Genomic DNA, 25,096 nt, shown 5'->3' with positions numbered 1-25,096 from the left:
ATGTAAGCATTTTCTTATGAAGCAGTAGATTAAGACCTCAGAGTGCGTTAAGTGCGGAAGCCTACTCAATAAATTATCATTTGCTCTATTACTTTATTTATTTTAGGTAATCAGCGCTTACTTATATTCAGCCAACCATAAGACATGACTCATTGACAGGTAGTTACGAATTTTTAACATAATTGTGCTGTAACTGATAAGGTAGCTACCCTTAATTGTTAGTATAGTCCTATGATATTAATTAAACCTTACTGATTAGCATTTTATCTAACGGCATAACTTTAAAGGTTATTACCAACTAATTAGGCTAGAGAGCTGAGAGCATTATGAATATGATAAATAAAACTCTAAAAACTGCTACCATAATCCAACTATCCCCTGACAATAAGAAATCAAACACCACCCGTAGAAAATGGCTATTTGTCATACTAGCAACATCGGCATTAACATTAAGTGCTTGTGATAAAAAAGACGAATCAACGATGGAAGGTTCAGCTCTAGAGGTTGACTCACAAACATCAGAGCAAGAAGCAGCAGCTGAGATAGCTATTTCCAGTGAGCCCATGCATAGTAACCGAGAGGAAAGTGCTATTCTGCCAAGTAATGATATGCCTGAGAATACTGGGGCAGTTTCCGAGGATGGTGCGATAGTCAGCGAAGATATGTCAAATGACGATGTAGGTATTAACCGTAGTAATGATTCTGAAGTGTTAAATAGTGGTGAAACAGAAGAACCCGTCTCGACTTATTAATATTGAAGTTCTCGGGAGATATCAGAGACCAATCTATTTGAATCAGAGAACTAGATAATAAAATCTAAGCCCCACTACCAGCGAGTGTCCATTAAACAAGTTTTTTTAGTAAACTTGCATAATCTACTGAAAGTCTAGAGTAAGCATCTAAAGAATAGTAAGTTTGGTGTCGTCCATTTGATTTGCTTATCTTAGCCAGTGAGTCAGCTATCAAAGAGAGGTACTTGGCGTGTTTAAGGTATTGCTGGCTACTTTCTATTGCTAGGTACTTTCTATTGCTAGGTACTTTCTAATGTTTCATTCCCTGAGACTAAATCGTTATTTCGTTCACTTTTAATTAATATTTTTGCTAAGAGTAAACCCAGCTCAAACAGTAGCCACATAGGAATCGCTAGTAACAGCATTGATACGCCATCAGGCGGTGTCACTACCGCGGCAATCCCAAAACAGCCGACTATGATATAACGACGCTTATCTTCTAAAATTTGAGTAGAAACGATTCCGGCCATTATCAGCAATAAGGTAACCACTGGAATCTCAAAAGTCAGTCCAAACACCATAAATAGCTTGAGGGCAAAGCTCAGATAACTGTCAATATCGGTCATTGGTATAACGTTCTGCGGAGCGAACATAATAAAAAATTTCAATACCCCTTTGAGTACGACAAAGTAGGAAAAAGCAACACCAGCATAAAATAGAAATATCGAAGATAGCAGTACAGGAATGGCAATTTTCTTCTCTTTTTTATATAAGCCGGAAGCTACAAATGACCAAATTTGATACAGGATATAAGGCATTGCTAAAAATGCGGCGACGAATATCGTTAAGCGAATGGGTGCCATAAAGTTTGACGTTATATCAGTGGCAATCATGGTCGAATTGATGGGTAACTGCGCCACTAATGGGTCTGATAAAAGATTATAAAGCTCGCGTGAAAATCCCACCAATACTAAGAATATAATTAAGACGACCACGCATATTCTTATTAAGTGCGTACGCAGCTCGATTAAATGTCCGGTAATAGGCATATCGCCAAGCGTACCTAACGTATCTCCAGACTCACTATTCTGTGTTGTATCTGTTGGCGCCTCAAACTCTATATCTGTTATTTTTTCTTGTCGACTTTTTTGCCGTTTAAATAGGCTCACTGATCCGCCTCCTGTTTAATGAACGAGGAGGTAGTATTCTGTTGATGGTCTTTATCATAAGGGGTGATTGACTGATGTGAAGCGTCTAGGCTTTGGTTCTGTGACTGCTCAAACTTTTGCATACTGCCACGCATTTCTGCTAATTCGCGCTTCATATCCGACTCGGTCTGACGGATTTTCGCAAGTTCATTTTGCATTTGTTGACGTGTTTCAGCTAGATCAAGCTCAGCTTCTATTTCAGATTGTAGAGTGGATACTGTACGGCGCAGTTTGGCATACCATTGCCCAGCGGTACGTGCGGCTTGCGGCAGTTTTTCTGGGCCCAATACGATTAAAGCAATGACGCCAAACAAGAGTAATTCGGAAAACCCAATATCAAACATAACAGTCACATATATTAATAGACTACTTAGTGCCGCTATTTATAAGCGGCGCGCTTCATACTTTAGGCTGGTCATCAGTGGAAATAGGGCTGATTTCCATATCATCAGCCTGATTACCTACACGCGTATTTAAATCATTACTTGCAGCTGGCGTACTATTTTCATGGCTAAGCACATGATTTTTGCGAGCATTCTCGGGTTCTTCATCTTTGACCGCTTCTTTAAAACCCTTCACCGCACCGCCTAAATCTTTACCTGCATTTTTAAGCTTGGCAGTACCAAATACGACCACCACTACGACCAATAAAATCAGCCAATGTGTAATAGAAAAGCTGCCCATAACGGTATCCTTATATTTTGTGATCTTGTTTAGACCAGTATGTGTCAGTGTGCTTTAGAACACTTTTTACCGTACCAGAATTATAGTTTCAAACGGCGCAATCGCAGCGCGTTAGCAATCACCGAGAATGACGACAAGCTCATCGCTGCCGCTGCTATCATCGGACTGAGCAGAAGCCCAAATGTGGGATAGAGCACACCTGCGGCAATAGGAACACCAAGTGCATTGTAGATAAAGGCAAAAAACAGATTCTGTCTGATATTGCGCATGGTGGCGTGGCTAAGCTTATAAGCTTTGGCAATGCCCATTAAATCACCTTTTAGCAGGGTAATGCCCGCACTCTCCATCGCCACATCGGTACCGGTTCCCATAGCGATACCAACATTAGCTTGCGCTAGCGCTGGTGCGTCGTTGATACCATCACCCGCCATAGCGACCAATTTACCGCTGTCTTGCATTTCTTTGACGATACGGTTTTTATCCTCTGGTGAGACATCCGCATGAACTTCATCAATACCTAGTTTATTGGCGACTGCCTGCGCGGTTTTTTCGTTGTCACCGGTTAGCATCACAACTTTTAAACCTGCGTCATGAAGCAGTGAAATAGCCTCTTTAGTGCTTGGTTTAATAGGGTCAGCAACTGAAATAATACCAGCAGCTTTACCGTCTATAGCCACAAACATTACCGTTTCACCGTCTTTTCTACGGACATCAGCTTTAGTGGACAGCTCATTATCAAAACTATTTAGGCTTTCCATAAGCTTAGAGTTACCAATAGCGACTTTCTTACCATCGACCACGGCTTGTACGCCTTCGCCAGTAGTCGAATTAAAGTCAGTAGCTTTAGGAATAATGAGTGATCTTTCTTGAGCTGCTCTAACGATAGCTTCTGCTAAAGGATGCTCGCTAGCGCTTTCTACTGAGGCTACCAATGCGAGGAACTCGTCTTCATCTTGACCTACCTGCGCATCAATTGCGGTAAGCTCGGGCTTACCAGCGGTCAGTGTTCCGGTCTTGTCGACGACAATGGTATCGACTTTTTCCATACTCTCTAACGCTTCAGCATTTTTGATGAGGACGCCGTTTTGCGCGCCTTTGCCGGTACCAACCATAATGGACATCGGCGTCGCTAGACCAAGGGCACAAGGACAAGCAATAATCAGTACCGCAATCGCGTTAACCAAGGCATAGGCCATAGCGGGCTCAGGGCCGAATATCGCCCAGACAATAAAGGTAATGACGGAGCAAATAAGCACGATCGGTACGAACCACCCAGCTACCTTATCTACCAATTTCTGTATAGGTGCGCGGCTACGCTGGGCTTCAGCAACCATTTGTACAATTTTAGATAATACTGAATCTGCTCCAACATTGACCGCTTCGACTAATAGCGTTCCGGTGCCATTTACCGTACCACCAGTCACTGTATCTCCTGCTACTTTTGATACAGGGATTGGCTCACCCGTCACCATTGATTCATCAACATTACTATTACCATCGATCACTGTACCATCTACGGGTAGTTTCTCACCTGGTTTAACCCGTAGCTTATCGCCAGTGACGACCTCATCAAGCGAGACTTCGACTTCTTCACCGTTTTCATCGACACGTCTTGCGGTTGGTGGTGCGAGCTCAAGCAAAGCTCTAATCGCACCTGAAGTTTGACTTCTAGCTTTGAGCTCTAATACTTGACCCAGTAGCACCAAGGTCACAATGACCGCTGCCGCTTCATAGTAGACTCCGACTTGACCAGAGGCATCTCTGAAACTGTCTGGGAAAATATCGGGAAAAAAGGTCGCGACAATACTAAAAATATAAGCAGCGCCTACGCCTATCGCAATCAAGGTAAACATATTTAGATTGCGGCTTTTTATAGACTGCCAGCCACGGACGAAAAACGGGGCGGCGCCCCAAAGCACTACAGGGGTCGCGAGCACTAACTCAGCCCATTGTAAGATCTTTGAGGAGATACCATACTGACTAAAATTAACTACGTTTAAGTCAAACATACCGCTCATCACATATATTAATAGCGGTACAGTCAACACGGTACATATCCAAAAACGACGAGTCATGTCGTCAAGCTCTGAGGTGTCCTCTTCACCGATAGTAAGCGTTTCGGGCTCAAGCGCCATACCACATATCGGACAACCGCTATTTCTAACGTCTCTCACTTCAGGATGCATAGGACAGGTATATACCGTGCCATCGTAATCAGCAGGTACTTTATCGTATTTACCGCCTTTAACAGATTTTACTCCGCTACTATCAGTATCCTTTCCATGACAACTGGCGTGACTATCATCTTTAGCAACTTCGTCTTCAGGTTTAAGAAACATGCCACATATTGGGCAGTCACTTTTTTCAACATCTCTTACTTCTGGATGCATAGGACAAATATAAATCGTGCCGTTATAATTTTCTGGTATCTTGTCGTACTTATTGCCTTCGACAGACTTTAACTCAGTACTATTATTAGCATCCGCTTTATGACAATGCGCATGACTGCCCTCATTACTGTTGGATTCAGCAACCTCGTCTTCAGGTTTGAGAAACATGCCGCATATCGGACAATCGCTCTTCTCAGTATCTCTAACCTCAGGATGCATCGGGCAGATATAAACCGTACCACTATAGTTTTCTGGCACTTTATCGTACTGACCACCTTTGATAGATTTTTCATCGGCAATATGTTTCATAAAATCACTCCTTGAAGACAATAAATAAAGCTTTTAAAGCACAATCATCAACCTTTAATTGCTATTCATCTAATTACTAATCTAGATATCTCGAAAATTAAGTTTCAATTGGAACTTAATCTTTATTACGCAAATATTTGAGTAAGGCCATAATAGTCAATATCAGTACCGCAAAAACCAGTACTGTAAACAATAAGGAGACAATAGATTCTCCCCAACCCATACCGTGCATCGATCCATTCATCATGCCGTGCATCATAATAACCATTACAAGGACTCCTTATTTGTTATTTCCTTAGTATAAGTAATGATATAGTGCTAGTGTGTGAACGTACACCTCTCAATAGTCTGCTTACTTAATAACACCTAATACAAAGTGCTCAAAATTTGTGACTGCCTATTCCAACTCATCAATAAGCGCTTGCATCTCACCGATTTCACGCTTTTGTGCTTCGATAATGTCATCAGCAAGCTGACGTACACGTGGATCTTCGATATCAGCACGCGAACTGGTCAAAATAGCAATCGAGTGATGCGGTATCATCGCCTGCATCCAATCCACTTGATCGACCGTTTGTTGTGATCTAACGCCCCATAAACCAAAGGCAAATAGCACGACACTAATCCCATAAACCATTAGATTGACCTTAGTCTTTTTATACATATTGGTCATAAAGGCGAGCATAATAATAGCCATCATAGCGCCCATATATAACGCCATATAAGCTCTGGTTTCGCTAAAATAAACGTGATCCCATTGATAAGTATTAAAATACATCATGATAAACATCACGACTGTCGATGTTAAAATCATGATTGTGAACTTTACATAAGGGTTCATTTGCTTCTGTTTATTATCCATATGGTTATTCATATTCTTGTCCTTAATTTAGTAAAAAGGCACCTAAATAAAGAGGTGCCTTTTTTTAGAGCTAGTGTTATAAACTGTTGTTACTTACATGGTTAACACTAGAACCAAAATTTCACACCAGCTGTAACGCTACTAGAATCAACAGCTTCGTCTTCTTGACGTCGCAAATCTCTTGCGTTGCCTAAAGCGGTCTCATAGCTGATACCCACATAAGGCGCGAGCTGACGACTTAACATCTCGTAAGTAAGCCTAACGTCAGCCCCAAACTCATTAAAGCCTTTAGTAATATGGTTATCTGTATCATCTTTGCTAAATGCCGTCAGCTCTACTTCTGGAATCACTACCCAATGTTGATCTAAGCGCCACTCATACTCCGCACCTAGATCTAGACGAACTTGCCCATCAGTATATAAATAAGCTCTAGCATCGGTTTCGATGAAGTAAGGTGCAGTGCCTGCAATACCAGCCATCACGGCAGATTTATCATTTTCGGTATCATAAGCAACACCGGCTTCCCCATTCCAAAAAATACTAAGTGGCTTCCAGTAAGATAGTGAGGTTAAGCTATCAATTTCTTTATCATCTTTAGTTTGGATACTACCTTCGCTACGTAGCGTTACGCGGTTGCTGTCTGTACCGTACCACGTATCAAACTCATAATTGATTTGATCATCGTCAAATTGATAGCCCAGATCGTCTACTGATACGCCCCATAACGGTAAGCTACCCATCATCACAGGCTTACCAAAGCGACCATAGGGAACACCGTTTGAATAGTCAGGACTGCGAGCATCAGCTGGAGCTTTACCACCTTGCATACCTGACATATCCATACTGCCATGGTCCATGCCTGACATATCCATGCCACTGTGATCCATATCCGACATGTCCATACCAGACATATCCATTTTGCTATGATCCATATCCGACATGTCCATACCAGACATATCCATGCTGCTGTGATCCATATCTGACATATCCATACCAGACATGTCCATACTGCCATGATCCATGTTCGACATCTCAGCAGCGTTTGCTAAAGGTGACATTAGTAGCATCAAAGATGACATGCCAATAAACGGTAGACCTACTTTATATATTTTCATAATAAGGCTCATATTCGAAGGTTTATTAAACAACGGCAACTTCTCTAAACATCCCTGCTTCCATGTGATAGAGCAAGTGGCAATGCCATGCCCATCTGCCAGCTTCTCCGGTGACATCAAAGCTTATCTTTTGTGCAGGCTGTACCATTATCGTATGCTTACGTACTTGAAACTCACCTGAAGGCATCCGCAGATCGCTCCACATACCATGCAAATGCATGGGATGATTCATCATGGTGTCATTGACTAAGGTAATACGTACGCGCTCGTTGGGCTTAATATTGACCGGTGCGGCATCTTTGAACATAACCCCGTCTAGAGCCCAAATATAGCGCTCCATGTTTCCCGTCAGATGTATTTCAATCTCTCTGGTGGGTTTGCGCTGCTCTGCCATTATCTCATCGCCGACAGAGCGCAACTGACTATAATTCAAAACCTTTCTATCAATGTTACGTAGATTAATACCAGGGTCATCAAGGTTCATACGCGGACTATCAACGCGCATATCGGACTTAAAGTCATATTCTGTTTTGGCATGTTTAGCGTTATAGCCATTCGATCCCATGGCGCCCATCATGTCGGCCATCGTCAGCCATTCGATTTTGTCCATAGCAGGTATCGCAGGACGAGCACCTTTTTTGGTAGCAAGCGTTGTCGCAACATAGCCTGACCGATCTATGTTTTGAGCAAATATGGTATGCGCGTCTTTAGTGGGCGTCACGATGACATCATAAGTCTCGGCCACCCCAATACGGAAATCATCGATATCGACGGGACTGACATCAATCCCATCCGTCGCGACGACTTTCATTTTTAGGCCGGGGATGCGTACATCAAATATCGTCTGCGCTGAACCATTAATAAAACGTAGTTTGACAGGCTGTCCAGCCTTGACAAGTTGCGTCCAGTTAGCCGCTGTGGTTTTACCATTCATCAGATAGGTAAAGGTTTTTTCACCAGACAGATCAGTAAAGTCTGTCGGCATCATGCGCATCTGATTCCACATTTTGCGCTTATCAAAAGCAGCTTTTAGATCTGTTGCGGCAATATCGGACAGTAGCTTTTTAAAATCTGGTAAATGATAATTATCAAAGTCTGCGCGTTGCTTTAATAGTTTAACCAAGTTGTGCGGGTCACGGTGCGTCCAATCACTGAGCAAAATGACATGGTCTTCCTCGATAGGATGACGTTCGCGCCCTTTCGGCTCAATGACGATGGCCCCGCGCATACCGGTTTGTTCTTGGAATCCAGTGTGCGAGTGATACCAATAAGTGCCAGATTGTTTCAGCGTAAATTTATACGTAAAGGTGCTATTTGCTGGTATACCATCAAAACTAATGCCGGGCACGCCATCCATCTCAAACGGTACTAGTAGACCATGCCAATGAATAGAGGTCGACTCATTCATTTGGTTATGGACGCGTATCACTACCGTATCGCCCTCGCGCATTTTTAGCGTTGGCGCTGGTAATGAGTCATTAATGAGCGTCGCCGTGCTTGACTTGCCATCAACAATGATGGGTTTTTTGCTGACATAAAGATCAAACTCTTTGCCTGTCAGTATGGGTACTTTATGATCGGGTTTATCACTGTTAATAGTAGCGCCCTGACTGCCTGAGCGACTCGATTGTCCCAATGCGCTACTAGCAATAGTCGGCATCAATGAAGCACCAAGGACAGCAGAGGATCCGGTTAAAAAACGTCGGCGGTTCAGTATGTTCTGTTTATTCATAATGATGACCTAATTTAATTTGAGAGATGGTGGTTAAGCTTATAGTTATAATATTTTCGATATTTAACAGAATCTATTCACATCTAAGCCAACACTACAGCTGCTGCTGAGGAGACTCAATAGCAGCATAGACTTCTGTGGTGCCGTCTTTATTAAGCTGCATTACCTTATAAGGCATGAATTTACCTTCATACTCCATACCGGGGCTACCAACCGGCATACTCGGTACGGCAAGTCCAATAGCTTGTGCAGGAGGATTTGCTAAGAATTCAGCCATGTGTTTAGCAGGGACATGCCCTTCAAAGACAAAACCGTCGGTGGTAACGGTGGTATGACAAGAGCGCATTTGCTGTGGTACGCCATAACGCTCCTTAAATAAGGATAGATCTTCCACATCGTGCGTGGTTGCACTTAATCCATTGTTTTTTGCATAGCCTACCCATTCTTTACAGCAGCCGCAGTTGGCATCTTTATAAACCGTGGCTGAGACGTTTTTGAGTAATGATGACGAGCTGTTAACGGGAGCATTTGTAGGAGCAGAACTTTCATTTTGTACTTGTGCATTCTGGGTAGCAGACTGTTCAACCTTTACTGGTTGAGAATCAGAGCCACTGGTATTAGATTGGCTGCAAGCGGCTAGCGTTAACGAGAGTGACGATGTCACCACCAATAAAAGGACACGACCGGATAACCAGCTATGTCCATTAGAAAGCACATGTGTGTAATGTCTCATTAAATTACTCCTAAACGTCTATTGTTATGCTCGATATTCTAAAAACTTACACCCTATATTTGAATTCTTATGTACTTAACTAAAAACATTAAATGCAGCACTGTTCAGTACTGCATTATTAATAGCGACAACCGTGAGTTAGGAGGCTTTCATATCTAGAAAGTATTAATGCTGCATTCCAGATCCATCATCCGACATATTCATACCCATATCACCACCATCTGACATATTCATATCACCGTCAAATGACATGTCCATCATATCGCCATCTATCCTAGTGGTTAGCATCGTGTATTGGCTTTCATCTAATTCAGGTAACGATCTAATGAAGGCTACCATTGCCCACATTCTACCGTCATCATGGGACGCGCCCCACGCAGGCATTCCAGATGCCATAATACCGTGCTTGATTGCCCAAAAGCTTTGCTTTGCACCGTCTTCTGTTTGATAACGTTTGACAATATCAGCCTTGGTAAAGTTGGGCGGCTTTGGATATAAGCTCTCACTAAAGTCAGTTTGTGCCACTCCCGGAGACAAGTGACAGCCTGCACACATATCCTTATAGTCCGCGCCACCAGAACTGATTAGCTCAACCTTCTCTAAATCTGGTACCACAATATCTTTACTGGCATTTTCTATGGAACGATTGCGAGCAGTTTCTAAAAAGCTAAACATCATTGGGCTATGCTCTTGGTCAGCTCCCACATTGACAACGCCACTAGTAACAACCGCAAACACGCTAACGATTGCCACAAATACGGTAAAGAGCGCACCCAATAAAAATTTCATATGTTTTCCTAAAAATTTATTTCCGTTAAGTGTTGACTGCTATTTAACAGAGCTAAAATTTTTAAGATTTACTGTCGTTAGTAACGCAGTGTTTTTGGTACATTTGCTTCATTTTACCCATGTTAGCCATCATCGCTTTCATGGCAGGATCGCTCATGTCCATCTTGCTATGATCCATTTTTCCCATCATATCCATATGCTTTTGCATTTTTTCACAGTTCATTTGATCTTTTTCAGCATGCATTTTAGGGTCATGCGCCATAGCTGAGGTCGATACGACAAGAGCGATGGCCGTCATTGCGATTGATTTAGACAGTAATTTAAATTGTGACATGATTAATTCCTATTGTTTGGATTAAAGGCTATTGAGTTCAATAGCTGTTAAACCAGCCTAAATGATACATTAATCATTCTGACTGGTAGATGACGTTAAGATTACAATGCTGTCATTCTCACCGCTTTAGATTTTAATGCGCGATATATTCATTTAATATGGCTTCAGCATTTCTATCACGATCGCTACCATATTTTTTCACAAAATACTTTTCAGACTGCAAGTGTTGATCTTGATGCTGTACCTGACACGCGACTCTCGCATCAACATAGCCTTTCATTTGCGCGCTAGAAATCTGTGCATCGTTATGATCTGCGTTCTTTGCAAAACTAGTGAGCGCATCACAATTACCGAGAACAGAAGCATCTAAGTTTGTGGTATGCGCATTGGCCGCTGACATGCCCACTAACATCGATACTGAAAGCAAAGCTGCTTTTTTTAATGAACTATAATTTTTCATATAAGACCCTTTAAAGATAAATAACAAACTGTTTAAGTAGGATAATTGCTTTACTCGTAGAGGCAGTCTGTATCAGAGACAAGCCAATATGCGGCGTTGATTTAGAATACTAAATGGTGGCTGACAGCTAGATGACACGGATATTACATGTTCGTTAGGAACAGCATAATATTGTCATCTTCTTGTCATTAAAACCAAATACCAGCATCTGTCTCTATCCAAAGAACACTGTTATAACAAGGGTTCCTGATAAATATATGGCTGATAAGCTAACAATGTTAGTGATACGCTGTTGACAACTATAATGATATAAAGGTAAGCAACGATGAAAGTACTGTTAGTAGAAGATGAGAAAAACCTTGGAGAATATATTAAGAAAGGCTTAACTGAGGCCGGTTTCATCGTGGATCATCACATGACAGGTTTAGATGGCTATCATGCGTTAATGACTGAAGATTTTAGTGTGGTTTTGATGGATGTCATGCTACCTGACGTCAGTGGCTTTGAGTTGGTACAGCGCTACCGAGCTGCTGGAAAGCATACGCCAGTTTTATTTTTAACGGCTAAAGATGATTTAAGCGATCGGATCAAAGGTATTGAAATTGGTGGCGATGATTATCTGACCAAGCCTTTTGCTTTTGCTGAACTGATTGTTAGAATAAAAAGCCTATTGCGCCGTGCCAATCAATCTGATTATAAAAGCTCGGTCATACACATAGCTGATCTGAAAATGGATATTGCCAAACGCACCGTTCATAGAGGCAACACTAATATAAAATTGACTGCTAAAGAGTTTGCTTTATTACAACTTTTCTTAGAACGTCAAGGTGAGGTACTGCCGCGCACTGTGATCGCCTCGCAAGTATGGGATATAAACTTTGAGAGTGATACGAATGTCATTGACGTGGCTATAAGGCGCTTGCGGATAAAAATTGATGATGGATTTGATATAAAGCTGATTCATACGGTACGCGGAATGGGCTACAAGTTAGAGCCACTGAATGTCGACGTGGATAGTGGCATGGGCGACGATAGTATTAATAAAGACAGTCTGACATCAAATGAGACATAAATCTAAGAATCGGCGTTGGTCACTGTTATGGCGAACTATTTTTTTACTGACATTGTTCGTTATTATCTCTCAGGTTATTATCTACGCATGGGTTCAGCGCTCTGTGAGTGGACACTTTGAGCAAATGGACTCAGAAATCCTTACTCATGCAGCTTTTAACCTGCGCAAACGTATGGTTAGTTTGGAAGATCACATAGAACCATTCACAGTATCAAAGTCGCAAGCGCTAATTGATGCCAATCATCTACATTCTTCTTGGCTGGATTATGATTTAAAAACCTTAGTATCAGATAAAAATGGCAAATTATTATCCAGCGATCCCAGTAATTTCATCAATGATCTACCGGCAGATTTTAGCTTGTTACAACTATTGCAGGACTATCGCGATCAGCAGTTTATGATCAAGATAAATAATAGGCATTACCGAGCCATTATCATTACACATCAAGAGGTTTTGGCATTTATTGCTCTACCTATCGATGTGCATAATCAATATCTTATCCAGTTTAATCGCCAGCTGAGCTTGATACTTATCGCCATTACCTTATTATTGGTTTCAGTAGCAGCACTAAGTGTACACTGGGGTTTTGCTCCCCTAGCTACTATCGTACAAAAGATGAAAGGCATTAATCTTCAAAGGTTAGATGAAAGAATTGTGGTTGGCGATATGCCGTTAGAATTACGTCCACTAACGGAGTCTTATAATTCTATGATGGTCAAGCTTGAAAGTAACTTTGAATCATTATCACGGTTTTCAGACAATATCGCCCATGAGCTACGTACGCCAATAGCGACGCTGAGTACGCAAACGCAAGTCATGTTAACTAAGCCAAGAGAAAGCGACGAATACATTGAGCAATTGCATCATCAGCATGATACGTTAAAGCAGTTATCCGCCATGATTAACGATATGTTATTACTGGCAAAAACTCAAAAAGAGCTGAGTGATTCGCAAATCAGTCATGTCGATATAGAGAGCTTGATCACAAAGCTTATAGATTATTATGAGATGATTGCTGAGGATCGTGAGATAATCTTTGAAAAATCGGGTGATTTTAAAACAGTACTAGGTGATAAAGGCTTATTGCAACGGCTGTTTGCCAACCTGATGTCAAATGCGATTTATTATGCGGCTAGTAATAGCACTATTATGATATCCGCTACTGTCCTCACTTCAAGCACCTCGCTTAATGCGCCAAAAGACGATATTCAATCCCCAGAGCAGCTCTGGTTAAGAATAACTATGACCAACCGTCTAGACAAACCATTAAATCAGATTGAAGCCGATAAACTGTTTGAGCGATTCTATCGTCATGATAAAACGAATACGATGCATTCAGGAACAGGCTTAGGCTTATCTATTGTGCAAGCTATCGCCAATGCTCATAATGGCAAAGTTAGTATTACTATCAAAGATGAGTGTCTTTTTGAGGTTGCTGTAAAGTTGTTGATTGCCAGGTAGTAAATACCTTCATACTGTCTATGAACCGCTCAGATTAGATCGAAGGCGAGTTTACTTGGAAGGTCTCTCTATCCATAAGATGAGATTCTGACTTGCGATAGTTGTACTTTTCAATTGTTGGACAAAAAATTTCTTATATAAGCCTATTTCATACATTCTATTACCAATAATTATGATGCCTTTATGATGATTCATCCTCAGTATGATCCCGTAGCGCTTTCCTTGGGTCCATTGGAAGTGCACTGGTATGGGCTAATGTATTTGCTAGCCTTTGCTGCCGCTTACGGTTTGGCTTGGTATCGCAGTACCAAACGCGACAATTGGACCACCGACATGGTCTCTGACTTAGTCTTTTATGGCGCGCTTGGTGTCATCTTAGGCGGTCGTATTGGCTATGTGCTGTTTTATCAGTTCGGTGAATTACTCCAAAACCCTGCCTATATATTAAAAGTCTGGGAAGGCGGTATGTCTTTCCACGGCGGCTTTATCGGCGTCATGCTAGGTATGTGGTTCTTTGCCCGTAAATATAAAAAGACTACCTTTCAAGTATTCGATTTTATCGTTCCTTGTGTACCAACCGGCTTACTGTTTGGGCGTATCGGCAACTATATCAATGGCGAATTATGGGGTCGCGTCTCAGACGGTGGCTATAACTGGCTGACCTACTTTCCGCAAGCCGCGGCGTTTGATATGGAGCAATTACAGAGCAATCCACAATTGCAAGAATTGATGATTGAAGTCAATGGTCAATACATATTGCCTCGTCATCCATCACAGCTATATGAAGCCTTTGCCGAAGGTCTGCTGCTATTTATATTCTTATGGTGGTATTCATCAAAACCACGTCCACGTATGGCCGCCTCCGCTGTATTCTTACTAGGCTATGGCATCAGCCGCTTTATCATTGAATTCTTCCGCCAGCCAGATGCTGACCAAGGATTCATATTATTAGGTTGGATGACCAAAGGGCAAATCTTAAGCGCGCCGATGATTATCGCCGGCTTAATCATGCTGATTTATGCTTACAAACGCGGTATTTATGATTGGGGTAAGCAGTCTGCATATTAGAAATAAGTGTCGAGGTGCATGAACAAATAAATATAAATGCAGTTCTAACAAGATACATTCCATTTGCAGAATTAATACCTAACCCCAGTTCGGGATAAGCGCTCAAAAAAAAGATAAAAAAAGAAGTCCAAAGTTGCTAAAGTAAGTTTACCAAGACCACTTAAGCAAAAAGGACTTCTTACATGGACAACCTAACCGAACTATACTGCCATATTGACGACTTTTATCAGCAATTCAAACCTGAGTTTGACGCTCATTTAATCGCAACGGGCCGTCAACGGCTAAGAGCATGCCAGATAAGTGTAGCAGAGATGATGACCATCTTGGTACTGTTTCATCAACTGCGGTATCGACAGTTTAAGGCGTTTTACTACCATCACATGCTTGGCATGATGAAACGGGAGTTTCCAAATCTGCCGAGCTACTCGCGATTTATAGAGCTTGTGCCGCGCAGTATCATGCCACTGTGTGCCTACTTGCAAAGCATGATGGGCGACTGTACGGGTATCAGCTATATTGATTCAACCAAGATAGCAGTTTGTCATAACAAGCGTATCTACCGTCATAAAGTCTTTAAGGGACTTGCAACCCGAGGCAAAAGCAGCATAGGCTGGTTCTATGGCTTTAAGCTACACGCCATTATCAATCATAAGGGCGAGCTTGTATCTGTTAAAGTCACTGCGGGTAATACGGATGACAGAGTGCCTGTTAAGGATATGGCAACACCTGTGTTTGGGGATAGAGGCTATATCAGTAAAGCCCTAAACGCGTGGCTCACAAAACACAGTGATACTACGTTGATCACTAAACTTCGGCGTCATATGAAACCCCAATTACTCAAGCCTATGGATGAGGCACTACTCAATCATCGCTCTTTGGTTGAAACGGTGTTTGGGGAGCTTAAAAACTTGTGTCAGATTGAGCATTCACGCCATCGTAGTGTCACGGGTTTTATTACAAACTTGCTGTCAGGTTTGATTGCTTATTGCTGGTTTCCCTATAAACCCACCATCAAAAATATGCCTCAGCAGAGACAGGTAGCGACATTGTAAATAGTATCAATGAGTTACAATGTGGCTTATCCCGAACTGGGGTTACCCCATTATTGATAGTAGATTCACTGATTTTTAAATTCTAGGCGTCGCTGTCGAACACCGAAGCAAACTTAAATAACTTATGACGCATTATCTAAAATCACTAACTCTTCATCCGTAATCAATACCATATAAACAAAAAATCGCAGCAACGGAGAAAATTGCCATTTATCATTTACAGAGGATCTGTTATCAATCAAAGCGATTCCAATGTTGAACGTACCCATACTATCTTTACTGATGCTACGCAATCCCTTCATATCAGCTAAATTAAGATGGACTTGTGATGCCGCAGGATGAGCAACTAGCCAATTTTTCGCTGGCAGTAATTGTTTGGCAATTTTGATAAAACGTCGTAACGCTTTCTTTTCTTTGATTGAAAAAGGAACAAACGCCTTACTGTAAGATAGATGCTCTTGGCATAGAGCTATAAACCACTGCCAATCATCTAATGAGTTATCTCGTAGTTTTTGAGCACTGCTTTGCAGTGAAGACAGTAATCTATAATCACTTTTGTACTGAATACTTTTTGGAAGGCCATTTGTTCCAATGAATCTAGGGTTATCATGGCTCGAGGTCACATTGGCTACTTTTCGCGCTCGATTTATAATGATATCTGCGTCGTGTAAATCAATATTAACCATTATTGCAGCCTGCTTTAAAGCTATGCCTAAAGCATTTTGCTGTAATAAGAACCAAATGCTATTCATGCCATAGCGCATAAATAACGTTTCTGTCCTACTTTGTGAATCGACTAAAAGGGTCGTGTTTTTAATACATAAGCGAGGCGCTTCATATTTGCGCTGACTAAGACTTCGAAACAACAACTTTCGGACGCTAGTTAGGCTGACGTCGTTATGGTCGATAATGGCATCATTCTCTTTAAGCCTTTTTCTATTGATGCCAGTGACGTTGTTAATGGCAACAACTGGTAGCTTAATATTAGCGCCGCTCAGCGCATAAGTTGCCATTAAAACAGCGATATGGTTGTAATACTCAAAACTGCGCTGCGGTGATAAATGACCCATGATTCCAGATAGAGCGTACCAGCGATCTTGCGCATTAAGATGCTCACCAAGAACGCCATATTTGATCCGTTTAATGTCTTCTTCGTTATAATCAGTCAAAGCTTTAACAAGCTCAGTATCACCACATAGTACAAGTGATAAATTAGTAACCGCCGTATGTCGAAACGCATGAAAGGTTTGCTCCGGCTTATTACCTGGCTTTTTTGGGATGTCCTGTAAGATACGTCTTAGCAGTTGTAGCGGTACGTGATCATCAATTGGCGTCTTTTCAGAAGATAGTGTGAATATAAAGCTTCTAGGATTAAGACCGACAGTACTTTGTGTGTATCTTATAAATAATGCCAACTCGTCTGGCTGCAACAAAGCATAAATAGGGATTCTACGATTGCTGCCAGCTGTTTTTAAATCACGATAAGGATTACTACGAACAACAAGTGACGGAGACGGTGAATTTAGGCCTTCTATATCAATGTACCGTAATCCTAACAGCTCCTTTTTACGCATTCCTGTTCGATAGACCAGCATAAACATCAAAGCAAACATCTCTCGCTCTAGAATATCCACGCTATGCAAAATCTGTGTAATAATCGCGTGATACATATGAAGGGAAATCAACTCAGCACGAACGCGTCGACCCTCTTTTTCATAGGCAATCGTTACTTGTGGTAGATCGTAATTTTCATGAGCAAAGTTATGAAGGCGTTGTAACAGCTTTGCATAATAAGAAATATTTATGTGACGGCGAACTGTGGTTTTGTACTCCAAAATATCCTCATAGAGCACCTCAAAGTCCTCTTCATCCCAACCATCAATAGGCTGATTCATTGAAAAATACAGCCATTCATAGCCAATGCTTCTAATGTATTGCAACACGGAAGTACTTTTAATAGAATTGTCCAACTCATCTTTTAAAAGAGCCAGTATCCAATCTAAAAACACCCTCTCATTAACTGCAGTGTATTGCTCATACCTTTTTTCTATCCTTTGGATCAAAGTAAGCGGTTTATAGCCTAATCTCTTACTTTTTAGACTTCCTACAATTTTAAAATCACTAGCGATATCCGTAATCAGCTCTGAGCGCCGTACTTTTCTACCATGTAGGCTTGGAGTCGTGCTTTTATCTAATATATTTTCTGATCCTTTTATTGACAACTTTAGAATATCGTCTAAGTCGTAATTTTTTACCGATTTCTTATATTGTCCTTCTAAAAATTCTTTAAACTTCTCTTTGGTCAGCCCTGCTGTATTTTGCTTGCTACTCAGTACCGCTACGGAAGCTTGATCAATATCAGCACCATCAAGCATCTCCCAATGGTAACTTGCGTAAGACAGCATCTGCGGAAAAGTTAAAATCGTCAAACCCCCATTGTTAAGCACTGGTTTTAAAGCGTTTATCAAGTAACTCTCAGCACTTTTTTTTAAACTTTTTTCAGCCTCATCATTGATAGCCAGTTTATTTTTTGCTTGGCGATATCGTAGCAACCAGCATTGGCTGACCATATCTAGAACAATTTGCTGAGTGTTGTAAAGCTGATTTTGCGTGTTACTACGCTCATTGCCATAATACGCTTGTAGAAACCGGACTGATATTAGTAATCGCTTATTGATAAATGGCTGGTATTTTTCATTTATTAGAGCCTCAAGCCAACTTTCAAGTATGGCTTTACTATTAATGCCACCATACATGATGCCAGAGTAAACCAGCCATCCTAATATTTCTTCTAAGCTATACTCACTCGTTTGTGTCCAGTGGTGACTTACCGCTCGTACCATCTCATTAATTTGCTTACCTTTAGTGATCCAATCATTATTAATGAGGAGCGGATTAAATTTTGTGGGCAATACAGTCTTGATATTAGGATAGCGATAATCATTAAGCATAAAATGCTTGTTTTGATAGTCAATAAAACGATTTACCACTTTATAGGCTTGTTTAACTCTTTTCTCTGTTTGGCATGTCTGCGTGATGGTTTGATGAGCATAGCTTTGAAACTCTAAAAACCCTTCTGCATCTATGGGCCTGATTTGTTGATTTAAAACAATATTGAACTGTTGCAACAGCAAATCCCAACGCCACCAGCGCTTATCAAAATATATAATGCGACATCTATGCTTCTCTACTAAAAAAGTATGGCTATGATAAGCACAAGCTTTACGAGAGTATTTTTTAGTATCTTTTAGTATCTTGATATTATCAGGATACGCTTGACGTAGTTGCTCCCATTTGGTTTGAAACTTAGCAAGCAATCCAATTTCAAGCTGCTTGGCCTTCCCTACCTCTTCTAGTATTTGAGGGTCAGGGATATAAGCCTTTTTTCTTCCATCAAATTTTGCCAGTGTATCTATAATTTTAGGCGGCTTGATTTCATTTACGAGCACGACATGCTCCATTCATCATGATTGTTTTTGATATTAATTTCTTTTAAACCCAATGTCTCTGCCAGCTGTTCAAACTGATCACCCACTTGTTTAATCTGATGCTTACTAAGTGATGAGAAACGTCCTAATGCATGTTGGCGCGCTTTTTCATGACCAACAACTGCATTGATGAGCACCATATCAACGCCTAGTCTTTCAAGTTGAGTCCGTACAAAATGACGGGTCCAATAAGGGTCAGTGTCAATAATATCTTTGGTCATATGATAAGCGTCGCCTCGTTTGATGACATCAAGTGTACTGAAGTTCTCTGATAGCAGTCGCAATAATGCGATCTCATTACCTAGACGTATCTCATCAATACATTCGCTAATTTCCTGTTTCAATAAATTATTAAGCTGATAACCAATTAAATAGCTCCGGTAATCGCTTAGTAAGCGTATGAGTGTCGAACATAAAGGTATGAGTCTATGACTCTTTGATTTTCGATTGGGTTTGTCATCAATCATTAGCCAGCCAGCCTCAAGATCGATATCGCTCATCAGTCCGATACCGTTATTTGGTCGTACACCCGTTAATAAACAAAGTACAAACCATACGAAAATGCTGATACGATTAAAATGTGTATTGGCATCAGTACTGCTGTCCGCCCATGCTTGCAGCTCAGTGATAATCTCACGAACATAATTTGGCGTAAATGCAAATCCAGAACCTAACGTGTACTTGTGCCAAGGGGTGATATATGACATATCAAAGTGATTGTCTTGATTAAATATACTCAGCGCTAATTTATAGTGAGACAAAATCTCTTCGCTAAGATGACTGCTGTAATACATGGCTGGAGCTTGAGAGGCAGGCGTTCTGCAAATCAGGTCAGCGATGTGAGCATTGCTGTTTGGCGTGTAGCGAGAAAGCACCACATGCAGTGCAGTCTCAATACGATTCGTTGATAAGTACGGCAAACTTATTTTAGCGCGTAGATAGGTAAGATATTCTTGAATACCATTATCTGATGGTAGCTCACCTGTTAATATTTCATCGATAAGCCATTGCGGGACAGGAATTTTAATGATGTCAAGCTGATTTTCATACTTACTACCATTAAACGCTTCTTGCCGTTTGGTAATACCAAGCGAATGATGAATGTAGCTTCGATTCAAACCAATTTTAAAAATACTCGGATGACCAATGTATCCTGCAATAGTTAAAGATTTAATGGGCAACGCTGTAATCATAGACAGCAACAAAATGTAAGCACAGTCCCGATTGGAAGTGTTGGTTGAAAACTGAGTATCTTGGCAAAGCGCTGAAAATATCCGCTGATAGCTGGACTTTGGTAGTACCCGAACGTTTGAATTGAGCGCGAGTTCTTGTTGAGAAATGTGGTTTTGTTGCAGCGATAAGTCTATCGTTTGGAGCGGAAAAGACAGCCCTTTTGGCAAGTCAGTAGTGACTTCATAACTTATAAAGGGCGGGTCATAATGATCAATACTTTCTTCATATGTGGTGGTTAAGCCCTCATAACTCTCAGTCATCGCCGTATAAAACTGCGATTGCGACTCTAATACGAAATCTTCAAAATGTTCATCATTCGACCCTAGGTCATTTTGAACATTATTGACTGCTAACAATACAGGTTGATTGGCTAGGCTAATAGGCTTTATCTGGTTATTGGGTTCTATTTTTAGACGTTTTTTCACATAGTGAGCATCTTGATAAGACGCTATGATCTTATTAATTTGTCTGACATCAGGAAGCTTTAAAAACTCTTTTTGTGTACGATCACCATACTTAATCGCTAAACGCTTTGACACATCTTGTAGTGATATCAAGATATTATCTACTTTTTGCTCTGGTATCTCAGGAAGCTCACGCCAAATCCAGGTTCGTGTTGCTGCCTTTGAGAATTGAGCCAGTTTAAATTGCATCAAAATATTGTGCATATGCGTCTTTTTGCCATGATATATAAGCAAAACCGCAGTGTGTAACGCAATTGCAAGCCAATACAGCTTCTGCCGAAGACGAACGGTTTGACGACGCTTATACATGATATTTTGCATCAAAATTAAGACTTGCATTATAAGCGGCTTTTCACTGAGCTCAGATCTGCCAATGTGCATATCACGCTCGGCAACCGGTCTCTCATGCAATATTTTTATCACTTTATTAATCAGTTGCTCTTGGTGATCAGCATTGCAATAACCTTCCTGAACCACTGCTACGATATCACCAATAGCTGCTACTGCCCTTTCTCTATTCTTAAAATCGTCATGATCGCCTTGGTGGTTGATGGTCTGTTTGATAACGTCGAGACTCGGTACATCGCGAAGATGGTAGTGAGACTTAATAGTTGACATTATTTTTGTCCTTTTTATAACGTTTATAATAAGTCTGCTCATGAATGTTAATAAGATTACAAAAAGTACCGATAGAGAATTTTTTTGAGCTAAAAAGCTGCTGGTTTATATCAGCAGTGAGAAATCTATTTAAATGAATATAAATTAACCTGATATCTAAATATTTTTGATATCTACATATAATGTCAATCAATTCATAAAATGCATATTTAACCTCGAATTGCGCTTCATTAATTTTTACTATGGATACTTTCTCTGCGCACAACTCTTGGTTAAGATCTACAGTTTTTAACAGATAAAAAACTTCAAAGTTATTCACTAATTGTATTACTTCGCCGGTTTTTATAAATAGTATAGGCTTGGCTAGCGTCAGATTTTGATAAGCTATAAATGTGTTCGAAGATTTAATTTGCGGACGAATGAACTGATTATAGATTTCAAACAATTTGACGATGTCATTAACAATCACGACTGAAGTCTTTTGTAACTTAGCAATAGTGACATTATCCATTTTATATTCCTCTATAATTTGACCTCTACCCTTGTTAAATACCTTACAACCTTAAAGGATATTAAAAAAGCTGCTCTGAGAGATAAGCGTCAATTGGTGTCGCATATAATTAATTCTGATTTTGATGCTAAAGTGGATGAGAATGACTTGTATTCTAGTTAATCCCCTTACTCACGAGGAACAGGGCTGGTAGCGTAAAGTGATGTTAGCATGCAACGTTTTTATAGCGTGTCGGCTCAAATACTTAAACATCGTAATGATTACTACAAAATATTAGAGCGTACTCAAAAAGGGAATGCAGATGTTACTGAATGGTTGATTTGGTTTTTACAAGCTTTAGAGTAAACACTATTATGCGCACAGAAAACCACGGATAAAATCATCAGTAAAGCCAGCTTTTGGCAGACCCACCGTCAGCAACTATTGAATCCAAGGCAAGTAAATATGGTCAATGTACTGTTGATTAGTGTTTAAGGCAAACTCATGATCAAAAAAAAAGGGGGGGGATAATGACGAAGTGTTCGGCGAATACTGAATTGAAAGCTATTAAGGATTTGGTAGAAAAAAGCATATTAGAGAAGTCTACTGCTTAAGGGCGCAGTACGAGTTATGAGCTAGTCTTATAAAGCTTACTCTCTATCGTAAAAAAACAGTATGACCAAAGAAAAATCAATATACTCGAGAATTCTAAGTTAGTCAGATATCCCTGACCACAGGGGGCCCTCAGTGCCTGCTACTAAAAAGGTTGGCTGCTTATTTTTAAGTTTTGTTAAAAGCTCTATTTCTGTTAGACGTTCATAGATCTTGATTAGATTACCATCAGGATTTTAATGCACAAATCACTTATCACACTGATGTCATCGAATAAGGTCAATAAACTGGCTCATGCCATCTAAGATCCTTAGCGCATATTCGCGTAAATTAATAAATAGATTTCTATTGAACTTTTTTTAATGTTTTTTAGTATCACCAACAATCTTGTCCATCAAGGCAAACAACAGGCCTGAAAGTACAAACGTCATATGAATAATCACTTTCCACATCAACCTATCAGCATCACTCTCGCTCATCTCTTTGGGTATATCCATAAATGATTTAAGAAGATCGATAGCAGAAATGGCAACAATAGCACCGATGACTTTAAGTTTTAGGCCAGAGAAATTAATTTTTCCCATCCATTCAGGACGATCCTCATGATCCCCTGTATCAATTTTTGAGACAAAGATTTCATAACCACTGAATATAATGATGAGTAACAAACTTGCGACCAATGACATGTCGATAAGAGCTAACGCACCAACGATCACATCGGCTTCAGACGCACTGAGCACATGGGTGATCATATGCCACATTTCTTGGAAAAATTTGATAAATAATAAAATAATACCGAGTACTAATCCCAAATAAAATGGGGCTAGTAGCCAACGGCTATTAAATATGATTTTCTCTAATCTTTGCTCAGTTTTCTTTAGCATAGGGATCTCTTAAGGTTTTCGATGGTATTAATTACAAGGCTTAATATGATGACAATCACATTATTGGTAATCGCAAATGCATTAATCATGCTTTCAAGGCTGAATGGGAGGTTAAGGACTTCAAAATATAGAAAATAATAATACCTTTCCTCATAATTGCGCTGGTTGCTTATGCTACTATAAAACTGAGCCTTCTATTGCTCAATTTTTTATGCCCATTTTTCTTAACGATTACTCTAACTTTTATAAGGAAAGACACTGATGTGGTTGGCAATACTTGCAGTAGTCGTAGGACTAGCAATTTTGGTATGGAGTGCTGATGTTTTTATTGATGGTGCCGTCGCTTTAGCTAATAAGTTGAATGTACCCAGTTTTTTGATTGGTGTCATCATTCTAGGTTTAGGTACTTCAGCACCAGAGATGATAGTGTCCATGTTAGCTGCTTTAGAAGGTAGCCCTGAGCTAGCATTGGGTAATGCTTATGGTTCTAACATTGTTAATATCGCCTTAGTATTAGGCGCAACGGTATTGATAAGTCCAATTATTATCCGAAAAAGTATTATCAATCGTGATATGCCCTTACTACTGTTGGTGACGGCAGTAGCTGCTTGGCAATTAAGCGATGGCGTCTTAAGTAATACCGACGGTATAGTATTAATAGTACTTCTAGTCGTTGTCTTAGGCATACAAATCATCTTGAGCCTGCGTGAAGGCAACCACGAACATGAAGGCGATACTGTAGAAGAAACTGCAAAAGCTGAACACAGTATGGCGCAAGGTTTAGGTAGGTTGTTTCTTGGTTTGCTCGTATTAATACTAAGCTCGCGCGCTATCGTTTGGGGCGCTATCGAACTTGCTACTTTATGGGGCTTGAGTGAGCTTATCATTGGTCTCACTATCGTCGCTATCGGTACGTCACTGCCTGAATTAGTTGCGAGCTTGTCGGCCGCACGTAAAGGCGAGCATGATATGGCTTTGGGTAATATTATAGGCTCTAACGTTTTTAATACTTTAGGAGTCGTAGGTGTAGCAGCACTCATTGCGCCTATTACTCCGAGTAGCATTATTCTGTCGCGTGATATATTAGCGATGGGTCTCTTAACCTTACTACTGTTTGCGATGTGCCTATTTGCATTTAAAACCAAGCGTGCATTCGGTCGTACTTCTGGCACCACCTTAGTACTATTTTTCGTCGGCTATACTGTCTGGTTAATTCAGACGGTCAGTATGTAGCAAGTTACTAATAATCACATACGTTTGATTCGACAGTTTACAGTTTCTAATAATTCGTCATAGACTTTCATGT

23 protein-coding genes are annotated in these 25,096 nt (G+C 40.5%); 6 read left to right on the top strand and 17 right to left on the bottom strand.

The genetic code is table 11. The annotated features are described in order from the left end of the window. The first annotated feature begins 326 nt into the window (after positions 1–326). Positions 327–752 carry a hypothetical protein gene (locus B3Q63_RS09095; protein WP_201547023.1) on the top strand — a complete coding sequence of 142 codons (426 nt, stop codon included), beginning with the start codon at positions 327–329 and terminating at the stop codon, positions 750–752. A 278-nt stretch (positions 753–1,030) separates the two neighbouring features. On the opposite strand, the gene tatC is transcribed toward B3Q63_RS09095, so the two are convergent. The 12 genes from tatC to B3Q63_RS09035 all read right to left on the bottom strand — a co-directional run bounded on the left by tatC (position 1,031) and on the right by B3Q63_RS09035 (position 11,347). Then, positions 1,031–1,900 carry a twin-arginine translocase subunit TatC gene (tatC, locus tag B3Q63_RS09090; RefSeq protein WP_296175916.1) on the bottom strand — a complete coding sequence of 290 codons (870 nt, stop codon included), beginning with the start codon at positions 1,898–1,900 and terminating at the stop codon, positions 1,031–1,033. Beyond that, a complete protein-coding gene (gene tatB, locus B3Q63_RS09085; RefSeq protein ID WP_036599454.1) occupies positions 1,897–2,283 on the bottom strand; it encodes a Sec-independent protein translocase protein TatB in 387 nt (128 codons plus the stop codon). The genes tatC and tatB overlap by 4 nt, the downstream gene beginning before the upstream one ends. Positions 2,284–2,338: 55 nt before the next feature. Continuing rightward, entirely contained in the window at positions 2,339–2,623 is a 285-nt protein-coding gene (tatA, locus tag B3Q63_RS09080) for a Sec-independent protein translocase subunit TatA (protein WP_011959992.1), read from the bottom strand. Positions 2,624–2,703: 80 nt separating this feature from the next. Continuing rightward, a complete protein-coding gene (locus B3Q63_RS09075; protein ID WP_296175906.1) occupies positions 2,704–5,322 on the bottom strand; it encodes a copper-transporting P-type ATPase in 2,619 nt (872 codons plus the stop codon). A 115-nt stretch (positions 5,323–5,437) separates the two neighbouring features. Further along, positions 5,438–5,590 carry a hypothetical protein gene (locus B3Q63_RS09070; protein WP_296175904.1) on the bottom strand — a complete coding sequence of 51 codons (153 nt, stop codon included), beginning with the start codon at positions 5,588–5,590 and terminating at the stop codon, positions 5,438–5,440. A gap of 129 nt (positions 5,591–5,719) precedes the next feature. Further along, positions 5,720–6,196 carry a DUF305 domain-containing protein gene (locus B3Q63_RS09065; protein ID WP_037059145.1) on the bottom strand — a complete coding sequence of 159 codons (477 nt, stop codon included), beginning with the start codon at positions 6,194–6,196 and terminating at the stop codon, positions 5,720–5,722. Positions 6,197–6,291: 95 nt separating this feature from the next. Then, positions 6,292–7,299: a copper resistance protein B gene (locus B3Q63_RS09060; RefSeq protein WP_296175897.1), complete on the bottom strand. Its 1,008-nt coding sequence runs from the start codon at positions 7,297–7,299 to the stop codon at positions 6,292–6,294. A 25-nt stretch (positions 7,300–7,324) separates the two neighbouring features. Further along, positions 7,325–9,031 (bottom strand): copper resistance system multicopper oxidase, encoded by a 1,707-nt coding sequence (locus B3Q63_RS09055; protein WP_238050473.1) that lies wholly within the window; start codon positions 9,029–9,031, stop codon positions 7,325–7,327. Between the two features lie 94 nt (positions 9,032–9,125). Then, positions 9,126–9,764 (bottom strand): DUF411 domain-containing protein, encoded by a 639-nt coding sequence (locus tag B3Q63_RS09050; protein ID WP_011959987.1) that lies wholly within the window; start codon positions 9,762–9,764, stop codon positions 9,126–9,128. 165 nt (positions 9,765–9,929) lie between these two features. Continuing rightward, positions 9,930–10,553 (bottom strand): c-type cytochrome, encoded by a 624-nt coding sequence (locus B3Q63_RS09045; RefSeq protein ID WP_045448094.1) that lies wholly within the window; start codon positions 10,551–10,553, stop codon positions 9,930–9,932. A gap of 61 nt (positions 10,554–10,614) precedes the next feature. Then, entirely contained in the window at positions 10,615–10,887 is a 273-nt protein-coding gene (locus B3Q63_RS09040) for a hypothetical protein (RefSeq protein WP_011959985.1), read from the bottom strand. A 133-nt stretch (positions 10,888–11,020) separates the two neighbouring features. Beyond that, positions 11,021–11,347, bottom strand: coding sequence for a hypothetical protein (locus tag B3Q63_RS09035; RefSeq protein WP_045448097.1), 327 nt, complete (start codon positions 11,345–11,347; stop codon positions 11,021–11,023). 325 nt (positions 11,348–11,672) lie between these two features. On the opposite strand from B3Q63_RS09035, the gene B3Q63_RS09030 reads away from it, so the two are divergent. From B3Q63_RS09030 to B3Q63_RS09015, 4 genes are all read left to right on the top strand, one after another. Beyond that, a complete protein-coding gene (locus B3Q63_RS09030) occupies positions 11,673–12,419 on the top strand; it encodes a heavy metal response regulator transcription factor (protein ID WP_296175882.1) in 747 nt (248 codons plus the stop codon). After that, the gene (locus B3Q63_RS09025; protein ID WP_060492334.1) at positions 12,409–13,881 is read left to right on the top strand and encodes an ATP-binding protein; all 1,473 of its coding nucleotides are present in this window, start codon (positions 12,409–12,411) and stop codon (positions 13,879–13,881) included. The genes B3Q63_RS09030 and B3Q63_RS09025 overlap by 11 nt, the downstream gene beginning before the upstream one ends. A 183-nt stretch (positions 13,882–14,064) precedes the next feature. Next, complete coding sequence (gene lgt, locus B3Q63_RS09020) at positions 14,065–14,949, top strand: prolipoprotein diacylglyceryl transferase (RefSeq protein ID WP_011959981.1); 885 nt, start codon at positions 14,065–14,067, stop codon at positions 14,947–14,949. A 182-nt stretch (positions 14,950–15,131) separates the two neighbouring features. Beyond that, the gene (locus B3Q63_RS09015) at positions 15,132–16,001 is read left to right on the top strand and encodes an IS982 family transposase (protein WP_296175876.1); all 870 of its coding nucleotides are present in this window, start codon (positions 15,132–15,134) and stop codon (positions 15,999–16,001) included. A gap of 122 nt (positions 16,002–16,123) precedes the next feature. Here B3Q63_RS09015 and B3Q63_RS09010 read toward each other — a convergent pair whose 3' ends face one another. The 5 genes from B3Q63_RS09010 to B3Q63_RS08990 all read right to left on the bottom strand — a co-directional run bounded on the left by B3Q63_RS09010 (position 16,124) and on the right by B3Q63_RS08990 (position 23,879). After that, positions 16,124–19,450: a site-specific integrase gene (locus B3Q63_RS09010; RefSeq protein ID WP_158511270.1), complete on the bottom strand. Its 3,327-nt coding sequence runs from the start codon at positions 19,448–19,450 to the stop codon at positions 16,124–16,126. Further along, a complete protein-coding gene (locus B3Q63_RS09005; protein WP_201564459.1) occupies positions 19,441–21,804 on the bottom strand; it encodes a hypothetical protein in 2,364 nt (787 codons plus the stop codon). The genes B3Q63_RS09010 and B3Q63_RS09005 overlap by 10 nt, the downstream gene beginning before the upstream one ends. Further along, entirely contained in the window at positions 21,791–22,315 is a 525-nt protein-coding gene (locus tag B3Q63_RS09000; RefSeq protein ID WP_068037374.1) for a hypothetical protein, read from the bottom strand. The genes B3Q63_RS09005 and B3Q63_RS09000 overlap by 14 nt, the downstream gene beginning before the upstream one ends. Positions 22,316–23,265: 950 nt before the next feature. Next, a complete protein-coding gene (locus B3Q63_RS08995) occupies positions 23,266–23,790 on the bottom strand; it encodes a TIGR00645 family protein (protein WP_068037376.1) in 525 nt (174 codons plus the stop codon). Then, positions 23,784–23,879 carry a hypothetical protein gene (locus tag B3Q63_RS08990; RefSeq protein WP_227514060.1) on the bottom strand — a complete coding sequence of 32 codons (96 nt, stop codon included), beginning with the start codon at positions 23,877–23,879 and terminating at the stop codon, positions 23,784–23,786. The genes B3Q63_RS08995 and B3Q63_RS08990 overlap by 7 nt, the downstream gene beginning before the upstream one ends. Positions 23,880–24,051: 172 nt before the next feature. Between B3Q63_RS08990 and B3Q63_RS08985 the strand changes: the two genes are divergently transcribed. Further along, positions 24,052–25,023, top strand: coding sequence for a calcium/sodium antiporter (locus tag B3Q63_RS08985; RefSeq protein WP_068406836.1), 972 nt, complete (start codon positions 24,052–24,054; stop codon positions 25,021–25,023). The last annotated feature ends 73 nt before the right edge of the window (positions 25,024–25,096 follow it).

The organism is Psychrobacter sp. UBA2769 (assembly GCF_002352555.1).
In the GTDB taxonomy this organism is placed as follows: Bacteria; Pseudomonadota; Gammaproteobacteria; order Pseudomonadales; family Moraxellaceae; genus Psychrobacter; species Psychrobacter maritimus.
The sequence above is the reverse complement of the archived record's forward strand: the minus strand, read 5'-3'. Positions and strand labels throughout refer to the sequence as shown.